The organism is Mycobacterium mantenii, from assembly GCF_001667865.1.
Lineage (GTDB): Bacteria > Actinomycetota > Actinomycetes > Mycobacteriales > Mycobacteriaceae > Mycobacterium > Mycobacterium mantenii_A.
On the sequence record NZ_LZJP01000032.1, the window covers coordinates 1 to 13,869 of the forward strand.

Here is a 13,869-nt window from a genome sequence, read left to right on the forward strand (position 1 = left end):
GCACGCCGGTCACGATCTCGAACCGGATCCGACGACCACGATCATCATCGCAACCCGTTCCAGCAGTTGGGCGATCAAGAGACTCAACTGTGGTGATCCGCGAAACTTGCTGGGCCGCAATTGATCAGCTGCGTAAGACCTTGAAATTGGATGGGAGGGGGAGGTGGCGGATTGCCGATATTGCTTGGCACCTGGGGATGCGGTGGAGTGCAGTCTCGAGTGCAACCGCAGTTGATGCCGATAAAGCAGATATCCGGATGGGCCGTTGAGGCATCCGTCGTGCCGGTCACTGCCGCTACGCCGCCGAAAGTCAAGACAAGTGCGGCCGGGCAGGCGCACCATGCCGCCACCACCCTGCCTTGTCGCTTGCCCACAATTCGCAACTGTAGTTGCCCCACGGTGGCCGCGCAGGTCGGGCGAGCGCACTGCGAGCACTTTCCAAGGATTCTTCAAGGTCTTCCCCGCAGGGTTACCCCGCGCCAGGACTGGTGAAGTTGGGATCGGTAGCGACGCAGGAGGTTTGCAGTGTCGTTGGGCCCCCCAAAAAAAGGGTGTCCCCGCAGCGAACGACACGAAGGATTTCCGCGAGTGAAAGGCCGCGCATGAAAGGCAAAGTCATCGTGCTGGGGGCCGGCGTGGTGGTCTCGCTGTTTCTGGTGGCGCGTTATTTCGCGCTGAGCCGGGCCGGCGTGCCGCTGGGCTGGATGCTCTATCTGGGCCTACCCGTGACGGGCGCCGGCGTGTTGTTCGCGCTGCGGCTCCTCGAGCTGGGCGACGGGTGGGGCGCAGGGGTGGACACCCTGCGGCACAGGGACTTTCCCGACGCGCCACCGTCGGCATCCGAGCGGCTGCGAGACCTGGAGAACCTGTACGTCCACGGCGCCATTTCCGACCTCGAGTACCGGGCCCGCCGGTTGAAGATCATCTCGGGCGGGTAGGTGGGTGCTTGCGTCGACGCACCATCGCCAGCCGGAGGCCGTAGCCGGCGGCGCTGACGGCGAACATCGCGGCCGTCAACAGCAGCCACCGGCCGAGAAACGGCTCCTGGGTCTGCCCGGTCGCCGCGTGGTAGGTGGTGGCGCCCTGCTCGACGATGCCGGGCAGGAACACCAGCAGCGTCAGGCCCGCGCCAAGCGCCGGCACCCGCAGGTAGTTGAGCACCGGCACGGCGGCCTCGGCGCGCACCGGCGACGGCGTGGCACTGCCGCGTGACAGCAGCCGGTCGGCGCAGGCGTAGACGGGAAACAACACCAGGTCGTGGGCGATGACGGCCGCGGCGAACCACACGATGATCGACTGCCACCAGGCGTGCGGGTTCCACAGCGTGTCCGGTTTGATCACGAGCACCACGTAGCCCAGCAGGGTGAATCCGGCGATCATCGTCAGCAGGTGCACCGGGTGGGATCCGTAGATCCGCTGGAATGCGCTACGCATGTGCGGCCGCGCGAAAGACGATGGAGGCCACCCATTTCGTGTTGTGCACCCCGGGCAGCGCGGGCACGATGATGCGCGCGGGGAAGCCGTGATCCGGGGACAGGTCGGTGCCGTTCACGCGCAGCGCCAGCAGCGCGTCGGGGTGCAGCACCTGGTTGCGTTGCAGCGTCGCGGCGGCGAACGCGCCGGCGCGTTCCAGCGACGACACCCGCGCGGAATCCGGTGCCGACACCCCGGCCAGGCGGGCGAGGTCGGCCAGTCGCACACCGGTCCAGGTTTGGGTGGTCGACCAGCCCTCGACGCAGGCGATCGGCAGGACGGCGGTGTGCTGGGGCATCGCCAGCAGCGCCGCCCGGTCCACCGTCACCGGTTTCGGGCCGCCGTCCAGGGTCAGCCGCCAGCGTTCCGCGGTGTCCCGCGCGGAGATGCCGGCCGCCGCCGCGGTCCGGTTGACCTCGAACCCGTTGGGCCCGTCTGTGGGGCGGCGCCCGCGCGGTAGCAGCAGGGCCGCCGGCCGGCTGTAACCGCCCAGCGTCTGGCCTGCGGTGATGAGCGCCAGAAATGCCGCACCGCCGCCCACCAGCGCCAGCGCGCCACGACGGCTCATCGTCGCCGGGCCGGGGTCGGCGGCCACCAGACCGTCGGGCTGCCACGGCTGGGCTCTGGTGTCGGCACGGCCGGTGCGCAGCACGTCACGCAGCGACAACGAGCGCAGGCCATCCCACATGCGGCGGCCCTTGATCGCGACGTGCATGACGAAGCCGGTGATGAACACCCACGCGCCGAAGTAGTGCGCGGTGTAGAAGCTGAATCCGAAGATGTAGTCGTATTGGATGTTCAGCACGCCGGTCACGATCTCGAACAGGATCCCGCCGACCAGCATCAGCAGCGAAACCCGTTCCAGCAGTTGGGCGATCAAGAGACTCAACTGTGGTGATCCGCGAAACTTGCTGGGCCGCAATTGATCAGCTGCGTAAGACCTTGAAATTGGATGGGAGGAAATTGGATGGGAGGAAATTGGATGGGAGCCCTGTGCGTGTCCCGCGCATCCCACGGCAACTAGCTACAGTGGGCGTCGTGGCGAATCGACGAGCCAGGACAACAGCCGCGTGGTGCATCTGCGCGGCCGCGCTTGTCTTCGCGGTCGGAGACGCAATGTCGATGACGGTGGGGACGCCGTCCGCATCTTCGTCCGAGGTCGCGACCGTGCCTCCGTCACCGTCGGCTCCGGGCGGCGCGCTGCCGGTGCAGCCCGCCGGGGGAGGCGGTTGCGTCATCGGTCTCAACTGCGGCTGCACTCGCAACTGCCATAAGCCGCACCCGCGTCCTCCGGGCGTCGTCGGCGACCCGCAGCACGCCGCGCCCGCCTCGCCGAATCCCTAGCGCCGAAACCGCGGGCGGCTTTCCTATCATTTGGTGATGAGCGCCGGTGAGCTGGAAATCGTGGGCTCGCCGGCATTCACCGACGAGGACTCGGCCCGGTTCCGTGCCGCCGGCTGGTGGTGCGATTCGACGCTGTCGGGCGCGGTGCGTCGCAACGCCGAACGGGCACCGGATCGTGTCGCCTATCTGGACCACGGCGGACGGGCGTTTACGTGGCATGAATTCGATCGTGCGGCAACACATTTAGCCGAGGCTTTGGTCGGCTGCGGCGTCACCCGCGGTGACCGGGTGGCGGTCTGGCACGGCGACTGCGCCGCCATCCACGTGCTGTTCGTCGCGATCGAACGCTGCGGGGCGGTGGTCGTCGGCCTCGGCGCGCGCGCCGGCACCCGCGAGGCGTCGGCCGTCCTGCGCACCGCCCAGCCCAAAATGCTGATCACCGATCAACCCCGCAGCGTGGCCGCGGCGGAAGTGGCCAACGAACTGCGGGTGCCCGCGGTGGTGTTGAGCCACCACGCCGGGACGCTTCGCCTCGATGTCGACGCCGAGCCCGCGGCGTTGCCGGCCGGCTGCGAACTCGGCCCCGACGACGTGTTCCTGATCAACTCGACCTCCGGGACCACCGGGTTGCCCAAATGCGTCGTGCACACCCAGAACCGTTGGCACTACTTCCACCAGAAGGCCGTCGCGAACGGGCTGCTGACGCCGGACGAGGTGTTCCTGCCGGTCATCCCCACCCCGTTCGGTTTCGGGTTGTGGACCAGTCACACCACCCCGATCTACCTCGGCGCCACCGCGGTGATCCTGGACCGGTTCACCACCAGGGCCACCTGCGAGGCGATAGCCCGGCACAAGGTCACCGTATTGTGCTGCGTCAGCACGCAATTGACCATGCTGATGGCTGACCCGGCCACCCGCGGCTACGACCTCAGTTCGCTGCGCCTCGTGTACACCGGCGGGGAAGCGTTGCCGTATCGACCCGCAGCCGAATTCGAGGACCTCACCGGCGCCAAAATCCTGCAGTTCTACGGCTCCAACGAGACCGGCATGCTCAGCGCGACCACCGTCGACGACTCGCGCGAACACCGGCTGCGCACCGGGGGCCGCCTCGTCCCGGAGATGTCGGTCCGGCTGTTCGACGGCGACCGCGACGTCACCGCGACGGGGCGGGGCCAGCCCGCATGCCGTGGTCCGGCGACCAGCCTCGGTTATCTGGGCGGGACCGACCACGACAAGCTCTTCACCCGCGACGGGTGGATGCGCATGGGCGACATCTGCGAAATCGACGCCGACGGCTATCTGCGTGTCACCGGGCGTACGTCCGATTTCATCGTGCGCGGCGGCAAGAACATCAGCGCAAGCCAGGTCGAAGATGCGGTCATGACGCACCCCGCGATCGCGATCGCGGCGGCGGTCGCCATGCCCGACCCGGTGTTCGGCGAAAAAGTCTGCCTCTACGCCGAACTCACCGACTCCGCCATCGTCGACCTGCCCGGGCTCGTCGAACACCTGCTGACGCTGGGCGTTTCCAAGGAACTCCTGCCCGAGCGGCTGATCATTCTCGACGAACTGCCCCGATCATCCGGCGGAAAGATAGCCAAAGGCCGGCTGCGCGAGGATATTGGAGCCAGAACGGAGGCTGGCGATGAACGCTCCTAACGCACGGCGCGGCGGGTTGGAAGTCTGGGCGCCGTCGGTGGTTCCCCCCATCGGGGTCGATCTGTCCCACGAGCAGGCGCTGGCCATCGCCTTCCGTCACCTGGCCGGCATCGGGTTCGCCGAGAACATGGCCGGGCACATCACCTGGCAGCCCCACGGCCGGACCGACATGTTCGTCAATCCGTGGGGACTGTGGTGGCAGGAGATCACCGCATCGGACATCTGCCTGGTGGACGGCGACGCGCAAGTGGTCAGCGGGCGCTGGGACGTCACCCCGGCGATCCACATCCACACCGAACTGCACCGGGTGCGCGACGACGCCCGGGTGGTGATCCACAATCACCCCTACTACGCGTGCGTGCTCGCGGCCTTGGGCCGACTGCCCGAGCTGGTGCACCAGACCGGTGCGCTGTTCCTCGACGACCTCCGCCTCGTCGACACCTACGACGGCGAAATCGACAGCCCCGCGCGCGCCGCGGAACTCGCCGCCCGCATCGGTGGCGCCAACCTGACGATCCTGGCCAACCACGGCGTCATCGCGACCGGGCGCACCCTGCCCGAGGCCGTCTACCGCGCGGCCTCCATCGAACGCGTCTGCAAGCTGGCCTATGACGTCATGCTCACCGGCATCCAGCCGGTGGCCATGAACTGGTCGGACATGGCCGGCATGCAACGGTCGCTGATCGAACGCGCGGCCGACGTGTACTGGGCCGGCGCGGCACGGATGACCATCAAGACCGACGCCGATGTGCTCAGCTGAACCGGATGCCTACTTGCCGCTCAACGACGCTGCCCAGCAAGGAGATTGACGCGTGAAATCGATCGACGAGCTGGCGAATGACCTGAGTTTCACCACGGCGAAGACCGGCACCGAGCGCTCGGTCACGTTTCTGCCGGATCCGCCCCGGGCCCCGCGCCGCTACACGGTGATCTCGGTCGACGATCACATCGTCGAACCCCCGGACACCTTCACCGGAAGGCTGCCCCGCAAATTCGCCGACCGGGCGCCGAAAGTCGTCGAGACCGGCAGCGGGGGACAGACGTGGGTCTACGACGGCAAGGAGCTGCCAAACGTCGGCTTCAACGCGGTGGTCGGGCGGCCGGTGGCGGAATACGGTTTCGAGCCGGTCCGGTTCGACGAAATGCGCAGGGGTGCATGGGATATCCACGCTCGGGTCAAGGACATGGACCTCAACGGCATCTACGCCTCGCTGAACTTCCCGTCGTTCCTGCCGGGGTTCGCCGGCCAGCGGCTGCAGCAGGTGACCAACGACCGCGACCTGGCGTTGGCCTCGGTGCGGGCTTGGAACGACTGGCATTTCGAGGTCTGGGCGGGCTCGTATCCCGACCGGATCATTCCCTGCCAGTTGCCGTGGCTGCTGGATCCCGAGCTCGGTGCGAAGATGATCCACGAGAACGCCGAGCGCGGCTTTCACGCCGTGACGTTCAGCGAGAACCCGGCGATGCTCGGGCTGCCCAGCATTCACACCGGCCACTGGGATCCGCTGATGGCCGCCTGCGCGGAGACCGGCACCGTGGTGAACCTGCACATCGGATCGTCGGGGTCGTCGCCGTCCACCACCGCGGATGCCCCACCGGACGTGCCGGGGGTGCTGTTTTTCGCCTACGCCATTTCCGCGGCGGTGGACTGGTTGTACTCCGGGCTGCCCAGCCGGTTCCCCGATCTCAAGATCTGCCTGTCCGAGGGCGGAATCGGTTGGGTGGCAGGGCTGCTCGATCGCCTCGACCACATGCTCAGTTATCACGCGATGTACGGCACCTGGCAGGCGCTCGGCGAGCCGCTGACCCCCGCGGAGGTGCTGACCCGCAACTTCTGGTTCTGCGCGGTCGAGGACAAGTCGTCATTCGTGCAGCGTGACCGGATCGGCGCCGACAACATCATGCTGGAGGCCGACTACCCGCATTGCGACTCGACGTGGCCGCACACCCAACAGACCATTCACGAGCAGATCGGTGATCTGCCGCCCGATGCCATCCGAAAATTCAGCTGGGAGAACGCGTCTCGGTTGTACCGGCATCCGGTGCCCGCCGCGGTGCAACGGGACCCCGAGGCGTTCTGACCGGGTTGGGGTTGGGCCCTCAGATCAACGTAAGCTACGTTTAGTATGTACTGAACGTTACTGCTGGAGGGGCCATGACGCCGGACGAGGCCGAGTTCGTCGACCGGCTCGGGCTGTTCTTCGAGCTCCTCGGCGCCACCCGCACCATGGGCCGCGTCTACGGGTGGCTGCTGATCTGTGATCCGCCGCAGCAGTCGTTGACCCAGTTGGCCGAGGCGTTATCGGTGAGCAAGGCCTCGATCAGCACCGTCGGCCGGCAATTGCTGGACGGCGGCATGGTCGAGCGGCTGCCCAGCCCGAACCGCCAGCACCTCTATCGCGTCCGGCCGGGCGGGTTCACCAGCGTTCTCGAGACGCAGCTGTCACTGATGCGGCTGGGCATCGAGCCCGCCGAGTTCGCGCTGTCGGTGCTGGGTGAGGACCGCGCCGAGCAGCGGCAGCGCATCGAGGACTTCCGCGACTTCTGCGAGTTCTGCACCCAGGCCTACGGGCGGCAGCTGATGGCAATGTGGACCGAATATCGGAAAGGGAAGCAGCCATGACCGCGACGGACCAAGTCGACTTCACTTCCGTGCCGTGGGGTTCGGTGGAGTGGACGAACCTCGTCACACTGTATTTGCGTGCCCACGAAAGCCGTTCGGAGCGGCCGATTTTGGGGGACAAGGCGGCCGCGGACGCGGTGGACCGCATCGACTACGACTTCAAGAGAATCCACCGGATGTCGCTGCCGGCGTCGAATCAATACCTGGTGGCGCTACGGGCCAGGCAGCTCGACGACTGGTGCGCCGAATTCCTGGCCCGCCATCCGGACGCCGTTGTGCTGCACCTGGGTTGCGGCCTCGACGGGCGTGCCTTCCGGCTGGCCGTACCGCCGTCGGTGCTGTGGTTCGACGTCGATCAGCCGAGCGTGATCGGGTTACGCCGGCGGCTTTACGACGACACCGAGCGCTACCGGATGATCGGCTCGTCGGTGACCGATCCGCAGTGGCTCGATCAGGTCCCGACCGGGCGTCCGACGCTGATCGTGGCCGAGGGGCTGCTGATGTACCTGCACGAGGACGAGGTCCGCCGGCTGCTGGCGCGCCTGATCGACCGATTCGCCGGCGGGGAAATGCTTTTCGACACGCTCTCCGCGCTGGCGCCGCTGATGTCCAAGCTCTTCACCCGGGGAATCATCACGTGGGGCATCCGGGACGCGCGCGAGATGGCGACGTGGAACCCGCGGCTGCGGTTACTCGAGCAGGCCCCCGTGCTCGCCCGCTACCGCGAGATCCCCTCGGCCGCGGTGCGGTTGATCTACCGGTTGATGTGGATGACGGCCGCTCGCAACTACGACGTGCTCAACCGCTTCGAATACTGACCGATCACAGGTCGGCCGCCAGCCGGCGCAGAATGTCGGACGCGGGTTCCGCGGTGGCGTGCCGGTAGCCGGTGCCCGCCCAGAGGTGGACATAGTCAGGCTTGCCCGCCGCCGCGGCGGCCTTGCGCAGCGGACTGGTCAGGTAGTGGATGGCGGGATAACCCGGCGGCGCCTGCGCCTCGTGCGCGTCGATGAACGCGTTGCGCAGACCGCGGGCCGGGCGGCCGGTGAAGGCGCGGGTCAGTACCGTCTCGGTGTACGCGGGATCGGCCAGGGCCGCCTGATGGGTGGCCGAGGCGCCGCTCTCGGTGGCGCGCAACAGCACGGTGCCCACGGCGGCCGCGGTCGCTCCCGCGCGGATCACCTCGGCCACCGCGGCGGGGGTGGCCAGCCCGCCGGTGGCCATCACCGGCAGGGGCACCTTCGCGACGACCTGCCGGACGAGGTCGACGATTCCGACCGGCGTCAACGGCCGCTGCGGCGAGAGGGTGCCGGAATGGCCGCCGGCGGCCGCCGCCTGCACGGCGAGCATGTCGACTCCGGCCTCGTGCGCCAGCGCCGCCTCGTCGGCCGTGGTGACCGTCTGGACCACAACGCTGTTGGCCCGTTGCAGCGCGGCGATCACGTCGCGCGCCGGAATGCCGAACGTGAACGACACCATCGGAACCGGGTCGTCGAGCAACAGCGCGATCTTCTCGTCGAATCGGTCGTTGTCCTCGATGGGGTCGGGCGGTAGCGTCAGCCCGAACTGGTCGGCCTCGGCCTGGATGATCGCGGCGTAGGCGTGGTAGCGCTGCGGGTCGACCGGCACCGGATTGGGTGCGAACACGTTGACCCCGAATGGGATTCCTTCGGCGCGAACGGCTTTGATCTCGGCTTCGATGGCCTCCACCGTCTTGTATCCGGCCGCGAGCAAGCCCAGCGCGCCGGCCCGGTTGGCGGCCGACACCATGGCCGGGGTGGTCGGGCCGCCCGACATCGGAGCCGCGACCAGCGGAACGGACATCCCAAACTGCGCCAACATCGCCACGTCCTTTCGCCGTTCCGCCGCGGCACACCCCGACGGTGCCCGCCTCGACAATATCGGCGCCGACCCGGTGCGGCAGCGTTCCGGCGCGGGGACCGACCTGGCAGGATGCGTGGGCGTGAAACGTCCCAATTTCCTTGTGATCGTCGCAGACGACCTAGGGTTCTCCGACATCGGCGCTTTCGGCGGTGAGATCGAGACGCCCAACCTCGACCGGCTGGCCCACGCGGGGCTCCGGCTGACCGATTTCCACTCGGCGCCGGCCTGCTCACCGACCCGGGCGATGTTGCTGACCGGGACCGATCACCACATCGCCGGCATCGGCACCATGCTCGAGGTCGCCTCGCCGGAATTCCGCGGCGCGCCCGGATACGAGGGTTATCTGAACGACCGGGTGGTCGCGTTGCCCGAACTGTTGCGCGACGCGGGGTACCTGACGCTGATGTCGGGCAAGTGGCACCTGGGGGCCACGATCGAGACGTCGCCATGGGCCCGGGGTTTCGAGCGTTCCTTCGCCCTGCTGCCGGCCGGCGCCAGTCATTACGGCGGTGCCGGGGCGCGTGGATTCTCGCCCGTGCCAACGCTTTACACCGAAGACGATCAGTTCGTCAGCGTCGGCGACGATTTTTATTCGTCGGACTCCTATGCCGACACGCTGTTGCGCTATCTCGAGGAACGCGACCCCGACGACGACCGGCCCTTCTTCGCCTATCTGCCCTTCCAGGCCCCGCACTGGCCCCTGCAGGCGCCCGACGAATCCGTCGCGAAATACCGGGGCCGCTACGACGCCGGGCCGGACGCGCTACGCGAGGAGCGGCTGGCCGCACTCAAGCGGCTCGGCCTGTGCCCGCCCGACGTCGTCGCGCATCCGGTGGTGGCCGACGGCGCGCCCGAATGGGCCGACATGACCGACGAACAGCGCGCCCGCTCGGCCCGCAGCATGGAGGTCTACGCCGGGATGGTCGACCGGATGGACTACAACATCGGCCGGGTGATCGACTACCTCTCGGCGAGTGGCGAACTCGACAACACCGTCGTCGTCTTCATGTCCGACAACGGAGCCGAGGGCGCGATCGTCGAGGCGATGCCGCTGCGCGGCCCGCAGATCGCCGCACAGATCGAAAAGCATTGCGACAACAGCCTGGACAACCTCGGCCGGCCCACGTCGTTCATCTGGTACGGCCCCCGCTGGGCGCAGGCGGCCACCGCGCCGTCACGCCTGCACAAGGCGTTCACCACCCAGGGCGGGATCCGCGTGACCGGCTTCGTCACCTGGCCCGGCTTCGCCCGGCAACGGCAGATCGGCACCGCGTTCAGCACCGTCATGGACATCGCCCCGACCCTGCTGGAGCTGGCCGGTGCCACCCACCCGGGCACCTCCTACCGCGGCCGGGACGTGGCCCCCATGCGCGGCCGCTCACTGGTGAATTACCTGACGGGCGCCGTCGAGACCGTGCACGATGCCGACACCGGCACCGGTTGGGAGTTGTTCGGCCGCCGGGCCATCCGCCAGGGCGATTGGAAGGCGCTGTACCTGCCGGCACCGTACGGCCCGGGCGGCTGGCAGCTCTACGACCTGGCTTCCGACCCCGGTGAGATCGACGATCTGGCCGCTACCCGGCCCGACAAGCTGGCCGAGCTGCTGGCGTTGTGGGATCGCTACGTCGAGGAAACCGGCGTGATCCTCGACCCCATCTCCGTCTACGACCTTCAACTCTGACGATCCCGGCGCCGCTTATGCTTGAGCGTTGATGGTCGAGACAACGACGTGCGCGGTCGTCGGCGGCGGCCCGGCGGGCATGGTCCTCGCACTGTTGCTGGCCCGGGCCGGCATCGAGGTCACTCTGCTGGAAAAGCACGGCGACTTCCTGCGTGACTTTCGCGGCGACACCGTGCATCCGACCACGCTGCAGCTGCTCGACGAGCTGGGCCTGGGGGAGCGGTTCGCCGAGTTGCCCTACAGCAAACTCCGCAGGGGCACTTGGGAATCCGCCGGCCGTTCGGCGACCTACCTGGACTTCGAGCGGCTGCGGCAACCGCACCGATACATCGCCATGGTGCCGCAGTGGGACCTGCTGAACCTGCTCGCCGAGGCGGCCCGCGCCGAGCCGAGTTTCACCTTGCGGATGCGCACCGAGGTCACCGGTCTGCTGCGCGATGGTGACCGCGTGACCGGGGTGCGCTACGAAGGGGTCGACGGGCCGGGCGAGCTCAGGGCCGAGCTGACGGTGGCCTGTGACGGCCGGTGGTCGATCGTGCGCCGGGAGGCCGGGCTGAGCGCACACGAATATCCGGTGAAGTTCGACGTGTGGTGGTTCAAGCTGCCGCGCGAAGGCAATGCGGACCATTCCTTTCTGCCCCGAATGGGACAGGGCAAGGCGCTGGCGGTGATTCCGCGCGAAGGCTACAACCAGATCGCCTACATCGGTCCCAAGGGCACCGACGCCGAGTTGCGTGCACGCGGTGTCGAGGCATTCCGTCGCGACCTCGGTGCGCTCCTGCCCGACATGCCGGACTCGGTCGCGGCATTGCGGTCCATGGACGAGGTCAAGCACCTAGACGTGCGGGTGAATCGGTTGCGTCGCTGGCACACCGACGGTCTGCTCTGTATCGGCGACGCCGCGCACGCGATGTCCCCGCTGGGCGGGGTCGGGATCAACCTTGCCATCCAGGATGCCGTCGCCGCCGCGACCCTGTTGGCCGAACCCCTGCGGCGGCATCGTGTCACCGAACGCGACCTGGCCGCAGTCCGCCGTCGCCGTGGAGTTCCCGCCGCGCTGACCCAGACGGGTCAGCGTGTGCTGCAGACCGTGCTGCTGCGGGCGATTTTTCGCGGCGCCGCCCCCACTCCGCCCGCGCTGGCGCTCAGTGTGCTGCGACGGCTGCCGTGGCTGGCGGCGGTGCCCGCCTATCTCGTCGGCGTTGGGGTCAGGCCCGAACACGCACCGGCATTCGCCCGGCGGGCGCCCTCGGCCAACGAGTAAGGGGGATAGTCCAGCGGCACCAGCGGCATCCCCTGCATGGCGACCGACATGTAGCGGCAGCCCAGGTCCGCGGTGAGATTCACCAATTCGATTGGGGGCAGCCCGAATACGCTGAGCATGCCGATGCCGAGGCGGTCCGGGCGCCTCGGAGACGTCATGCGGGGCGACCCACCAGTTGGGCCAATTGCGCCGCGCCCTCGGCGGTTTGGGTGGTGAGCACGATCCGCCCGGACGTGGCCTGCTGTTCGATGATCGGCGCTTCCAGAACCAGGTTGTCCCGGATGAAGGCCACGTGGTCTTGCAGATGCCCGCCCGTGAATTCGGTCCACGCGGTCGCCGACGGCGGATCCAGCTCGAGGGTCACTTGGTAGTAGTCCGCGGTGAGCGACTTCGGTGGGTCGACGTGGACGAGCCCGAGCCGCATGGTCTCGGGACCCAACGTATAGACGGTGGTTCGCCCGATGTCACACGTGGTCAGGACGTCGGTGGGCTTCACCGCAGCGTTCGGATCGGTGGCCGGGCACTTCACCGCGGGCGTCGTCGGTTGCGACTTCGTCACCGGCCGAACCGGAAGCGGGGCGATCTGCGCCACCGGCGGCGGTGGCGGAGGCGGCGGCGCGGTGGTGCTGGGCGGCGCGGTGGTCGACGAGCTGGACGGCGCCGGCTTGTGCGCCTGCTGACAGCCACACATCGCAGCGGCGAGCAGACCGATTGACCCCAGCCAGGCGGCGGCAGCGCGCGCGCTAAATCGACGGTGACTCATCGGAATACACTCTACTCACGGCAGCATCGAATGCCGTCGATTCCCGATCGATTCCGCCGTCGATTCCACGTTCGGCGGGAACTCTTGCACCGCAACTTCTTTGGTGCCTTTTGGCGCGGGCGATTGAGATCGCGTGAGATCGCGCCAGTGGACCGGGAAGTCGACGCGGGTTGGCCTGCGGTTATCCGGAACGCCGATGCGCACGTGAGCTCGCTCTTTACTGACACTACGAATATAGAGTAAGGTCGCGGTCTAAGAAAATCATGGATAAACGACGAAAGCCCAACCCCGCCGAACGCCGCCGCGACCTATGCGACGCGGCTATTGAATTGTTGGCCGATGACGGGGCGAAGGGATTGAGCCACCTGAAGGTCGACCGCAAGGCCGGCGTGCCGGACGGCACCACCTCGTTCTACTTCCGCACCCGGTCGGCGCTGCTGCGCGCGGTGGCCGAACGCTCCGCCGAGCTCGACCTCGCCGAGCTGCAGGCGATCGCGGACAGCTCCGATGCCGCCGGCGAGGATCGCGCTCCGTCGCGGCTGTCGCAGGTGGTCATCCAGGCCGGCAGCGATCCGCAGTTGTACCGGACCAGGGCGCGATACGAGCTGACCATGCAGGCCACCCGCGACCCCGCGCTGGCCGCGATTCTGCAGCAGGCCACCGACGAGTTCACCAAGCTGCACCGCGAGATCCTGGTGCAGCTCATGCCGCACGGTGCCGAGCTGGATCCGGCGGTCGTGGAGGACTTGAGCAACGTCACGCTGACGTTCATCAACGGTCTGCTGCAGCGGTTCGCCCATGGCGACCGGATCGTCGACAGCGCCGAACAACTCGACGGAGTCCTGTCGGCGATCGCCGCCGGCATATTGAAGAGTTCGGACAAAGGCCGGCTCACCCAGGCCGGCGGGCTGCGGGTGTTGCGCCGCGGGGCGGTGTCCGGGTGAGGACGCCGAGCGGACACGGCGCACCGGGCTCTGGCTCTTGCCAGGGCAGCGGCTGTATGGTTCTCTACGAGAATAGAGTGAGCCCACGTTCATGCGCCGTATTCAGCGGAGCTTGTGCAGAAGTCAGAGCGACGCAATTAAGCGGAGTGTATAAATTGCCCCGGACCGAATCCATCGCTGCAACGCTGGCAGCGCTAGCCTGGTGCAGGTAATGCGGGTGTCCAAAAGTGCAGC

At 67.8% G+C, this 13,869-nt stretch carries 12 protein-coding genes and 1 pseudogene; 9 read left to right on the forward strand and 4 right to left on the reverse strand.

Annotated features, from left to right (window positions below; all coding sequences use genetic code 11):
- The first annotated feature begins 602 nt into the window (after nucleotides 1-602).
- Nucleotides 603-938, forward strand: a complete 336-nt coding sequence (locus tag A5688_RS04980) for a hypothetical protein (RefSeq protein WP_067913259.1) — start codon at nucleotides 603-605, stop codon at nucleotides 936-938.
- Here the strand turns inward: A5688_RS04980 and A5688_RS04985 are convergent.
- The gene (locus A5688_RS04985; RefSeq protein WP_067913256.1) at nucleotides 922-1,434 is read right to left on the reverse strand and encodes a hypothetical protein; all 513 of its coding nucleotides are present in this window, start codon (nucleotides 1,432-1,434) and stop codon (nucleotides 922-924) included. The genes A5688_RS04980 and A5688_RS04985 overlap by 17 nt on opposite strands.
- Nucleotides 1,427-2,350, reverse strand: a pseudogene (locus A5688_RS04990) (molybdopterin-dependent oxidoreductase); the annotation flags it as partial. The pseudogene A5688_RS04990 and the gene A5688_RS04985, both read right to left, overlap by 8 nt.
- 503 nt (nucleotides 2,351-2,853) lie before the next feature.
- Here A5688_RS04990 and A5688_RS04995 point away from each other — a divergent pair.
- From A5688_RS04995 to A5688_RS05015, 5 genes are all read left to right on the forward strand, one after another.
- Nucleotides 2,854-4,476, forward strand: coding sequence for a class I adenylate-forming enzyme family protein (locus tag A5688_RS04995; RefSeq protein WP_067913262.1), 1,623 nt, complete (start codon nucleotides 2,854-2,856; stop codon nucleotides 4,474-4,476).
- The gene (locus A5688_RS05000) at nucleotides 4,463-5,236 is read left to right on the forward strand and encodes a class II aldolase/adducin family protein (RefSeq protein WP_067913265.1); all 774 of its coding nucleotides are present in this window, start codon (nucleotides 4,463-4,465) and stop codon (nucleotides 5,234-5,236) included. Before A5688_RS04995 ends, A5688_RS05000 begins: the two co-directional genes overlap by 14 nt.
- Before the next feature lie 52 nt (nucleotides 5,237-5,288).
- The gene (locus tag A5688_RS05005) at nucleotides 5,289-6,557 is read left to right on the forward strand and encodes an amidohydrolase family protein (RefSeq protein ID WP_067838677.1); all 1,269 of its coding nucleotides are present in this window, start codon (nucleotides 5,289-5,291) and stop codon (nucleotides 6,555-6,557) included.
- Between the two features lie 74 nt (nucleotides 6,558-6,631).
- Entirely contained in the window at nucleotides 6,632-7,099 is a 468-nt protein-coding gene (locus A5688_RS05010) for a GbsR/MarR family transcriptional regulator (protein ID WP_067913268.1), read from the forward strand.
- On the forward strand, nucleotides 7,096-7,917 hold the full coding sequence (locus A5688_RS05015) for a class I SAM-dependent methyltransferase (protein WP_067913270.1): 822 nt from the start codon (nucleotides 7,096-7,098) through the stop codon (nucleotides 7,915-7,917). Before A5688_RS05010 ends, A5688_RS05015 begins: the two co-directional genes overlap by 4 nt.
- Nucleotides 7,918-7,921: 4 nt before the next feature.
- Here the strand turns inward: A5688_RS05015 and A5688_RS05020 are convergent, their stop codons facing one another.
- Nucleotides 7,922-8,941 (reverse strand): NAD(P)H-dependent flavin oxidoreductase, encoded by a 1,020-nt coding sequence (locus tag A5688_RS05020; RefSeq protein ID WP_082951350.1) that lies wholly within the window; start codon nucleotides 8,939-8,941, stop codon nucleotides 7,922-7,924.
- A 121-nt stretch (nucleotides 8,942-9,062) separates the two neighbouring features.
- Between A5688_RS05020 and A5688_RS05025 the strand changes: the two genes are divergently transcribed.
- The gene (locus A5688_RS05025) at nucleotides 9,063-10,664 is read left to right on the forward strand and encodes an arylsulfatase (protein ID WP_067838918.1); all 1,602 of its coding nucleotides are present in this window, start codon (nucleotides 9,063-9,065) and stop codon (nucleotides 10,662-10,664) included.
- A 31-nt stretch (nucleotides 10,665-10,695) separates the two neighbouring features.
- Nucleotides 10,696-11,928, forward strand: a complete 1,233-nt coding sequence (locus A5688_RS05030) for an FAD-dependent oxidoreductase (RefSeq protein WP_067913273.1) — start codon at nucleotides 10,696-10,698, stop codon at nucleotides 11,926-11,928.
- A gap of 154 nt (nucleotides 11,929-12,082) precedes the next feature.
- Here A5688_RS05030 and A5688_RS28405 read toward each other — a convergent pair whose 3' ends face one another.
- Nucleotides 12,083-12,691, reverse strand: coding sequence for a SecDF P1 head subdomain-containing protein (locus tag A5688_RS28405; protein ID WP_067838701.1), 609 nt, complete (start codon nucleotides 12,689-12,691; stop codon nucleotides 12,083-12,085).
- A 263-nt stretch (nucleotides 12,692-12,954) separates the two neighbouring features.
- Between A5688_RS28405 and A5688_RS05040 the strand changes: the two genes are divergently transcribed.
- Nucleotides 12,955-13,635, forward strand: a complete 681-nt coding sequence (locus A5688_RS05040) for a TetR/AcrR family transcriptional regulator (RefSeq protein ID WP_067913279.1) — start codon at nucleotides 12,955-12,957, stop codon at nucleotides 13,633-13,635.
- The last annotated feature ends 234 nt before the right edge of the window (nucleotides 13,636-13,869 follow it).

Bases quoted from the DNA above. Each gene is read 5' to 3' on its own strand.
- A5688_RS28405 (WP_067838701.1), bottom strand. From the start codon at position 12,691: ATGAGTCACCGTCGATTTAGCGCGCGCGCTGCCGCCGCCTGGCTGGGG.
- A5688_RS04980 (WP_067913259.1), top strand. From the start codon at position 603: ATGAAAGGCAAAGTCATCGTGCTGGGGGCCGGCGTGGTGGTCTCGCTG.
- A5688_RS04995 (WP_067913262.1), top strand. From the start codon at position 2,854: ATGAGCGCCGGTGAGCTGGAAATCGTGGGCTCGCCGGCATTCACCGAC.
- A5688_RS05040 (WP_067913279.1), top strand. From the start codon at position 12,955: ATGGATAAACGACGAAAGCCCAACCCCGCCGAACGCCGCCGCGACCTA.
- A5688_RS05030 (WP_067913273.1), top strand. From the start codon at position 10,696: ATGGTCGAGACAACGACGTGCGCGGTCGTCGGCGGCGGCCCGGCGGGC.
- A5688_RS05010 (WP_067913268.1), top strand. From the start codon at position 6,632: ATGACGCCGGACGAGGCCGAGTTCGTCGACCGGCTCGGGCTGTTCTTC.
- A5688_RS05000 (WP_067913265.1), top strand. From the start codon at position 4,463: ATGAACGCTCCTAACGCACGGCGCGGCGGGTTGGAAGTCTGGGCGCCG.
- A5688_RS04985 (WP_067913256.1), bottom strand. From the start codon at position 1,434: ATGCGTAGCGCATTCCAGCGGATCTACGGATCCCACCCGGTGCACCTG.
- A5688_RS05020 (WP_082951350.1), bottom strand. From the start codon at position 8,941: ATGTTGGCGCAGTTTGGGATGTCCGTTCCGCTGGTCGCGGCTCCGATG.
- A5688_RS05015 (WP_067913270.1), top strand. From the start codon at position 7,096: ATGACCGCGACGGACCAAGTCGACTTCACTTCCGTGCCGTGGGGTTCG.